Below are 1,895 nucleotides of genomic sequence, written 5' to 3'. Positions count from 1 at the left end.
GAGTGGTCGAGGGCTGGCTCTGGCTCATGCGGCCGACGCTAGCGGCAGGTGGAGCGGTCGGCGAGCATGTTTCCACGGACACGGAAACGGACACGGATGCCGGCACAGGCTCGGAAAACCGGAACAGGCCCGGGCCCGGACTCGACACCGGCACGGCACAGGCTCCGGCACAGTCACGGGCACGGAGACCGGCACGGGCACGGACACCGGCATGTGCGGCCGGGCCCCGACGCGACGCCGGCCGGGGTACGCCCCGCGCGGCGTCAGTCCGCGTTCAGCACCGCCGCCACCACCGGGCCCGCCGCGTCTCCGCCGTGGCCGCCCTGCTGGACCACCGCGGCGGCGGCCAGGTCGTCGCTGAAGCCGGTGAACCAGCTGTTGGAGGTCGACTGGCCGTCGACCTCGGCCGAGCCGGTCTTGGCGCCCTTGTCCCCGCCGACCGGGGCCATCGCCTTCGTGCCCGTGCCCGAGGTGGCCGTGAGCCGCATCATGTCGCGCAGCTGCTGGGCCGTCGACGCGGACAGCGGCCGGGCGGCCTGCGCCAGCTCGCGGTCGTCCAGCGACGGGGGGACGATGACGGGCTGCTTGAAGACACCCTGCTTGGCGGTCGCCGTCACGGAGGCCATGGTCAGCGGGTTCATCTGGACCTGCCCCTGGCCGATCAGCGCGGCCGCCGTCGACGGCCCCGACGACTCCGGCACGCTGCCGTCGACGCTCGCTATGCCGGTCTTCCAGTCCAGGCCTATGCCGAAGACGTCCCGCGCCTCCCGCGCCAGCGAGTCGTCCTCGACGTCGTCCACCAGCTTGATGAAGGCCGTGTTGCAGGACCTCGCGAAGGCCTGCGCGAAGGTCTCGCCCTTCGTCGAGAAGTCGTCCAGGTTGGTGAAGGTGCGGCCCTGCCAGGTGGCCTCCTTCGGGCACTCGGCCGGCCCGTTGGCCGTGAGGAGGCCCTTGTCCAGCAGCATCGCCGCCGAGACGATCTTCATCGTCGAGCCCGGTGCCAGCGCGCCCTGCATCGCCGCGTTGAACCCGTCCTTCCGGTTGTTGGCGACGGCTCTGATCTCGCCCGTGCTGGGGCGTATCGCGACCACCGAGGACTCGCCGTACTTCTTCACGGCCTTCTCGGCCGCGGCCTGAACCCCCGCGTCCAGCGTCGTCGGAAGCTTCCCCGGCTTCCCCTCCGACAGGACGTGCAGCGTCCGGTTCGCCGTACCCTCCGTCGCGTCCGTCGCGGACTCGGCCCACACCTCGATGCCGGGAGTGCCGCCCGCCTTGTCGCCGTACCGCTCGCGCAGGGTGTCGAGGATCGGACCCAGCGAGGGGTACTTCTCCTTCGTCAGCTCCTTGCCGTTGCGGTCCACGGCCTGGATCGGAGGGCTCTCGGCCTCGCCCGCAGCGAGCTTCTCGCCCTCCTTGAGCTCCGGGTGGATCACCGAGGGCAGCCAGTCGACCAGCGGCCGGCCGGTCGTCTTGCCCCGCACCACCGTCAGCTCGGACTCGTAGGACCATTCGGAGGTCTTGTCCCCGTACGAGACGGTCGCCGTCACGGAGTAGGGGACCTTCGCGCCCGTCGCCGGACCCGGGTCCAGCCGCACCTTCTCGATGTGCGCGTCCCCGGCGTATCCCGCGAGGGCCGACTGGGCCGCCTCCGCGTTGTTGGTGAGGTCGGCGGCCTCCCGGGCGTCACCCGCGGCCCAGGCCTCCAGGAACTCCCGGGAGGTCTCCTCGACCTCCCCGGCGCTCGGCGGGCCCGTCTTCACCGCCCCCGGTCCGCCCGCGGAGGTGATCCCCACGTCGTCGAGCATGTTGTAGGCGCCGTAGCCCGCGCCTCCCAGCACGACGACGAACGCTCCGCCGACGATCGCTGCCTTCGTCCCACCCCGCATCGCAAGGCC

Annotated in this window: 1 protein-coding gene; it reads right to left on the bottom strand. The window is 72.0% G+C overall.

Annotated features, from left to right (window positions below):
- Window positions 1–263 precede the first annotated feature (263 nt).
- The gene (locus GUY61_RS37900; protein ID WP_166634827.1) at window positions 264–1,886 is read right to left on the bottom strand and encodes a penicillin-binding transpeptidase domain-containing protein; all 1,623 of its coding nucleotides are present in this window, start codon (window positions 1,884–1,886) and stop codon (window positions 264–266) included.
- Between the last annotated feature and the right edge of the window lie 9 nt (window positions 1,887–1,895).

The organism is Streptomyces sp. GC420 (assembly GCF_009916105.1).
Taxonomy (GTDB): Bacteria; Actinomycetota; Actinomycetes; order Streptomycetales; family Streptomycetaceae; genus Streptomyces.
This window is presented reverse-complemented; position numbering and strand designations above follow the sequence as displayed.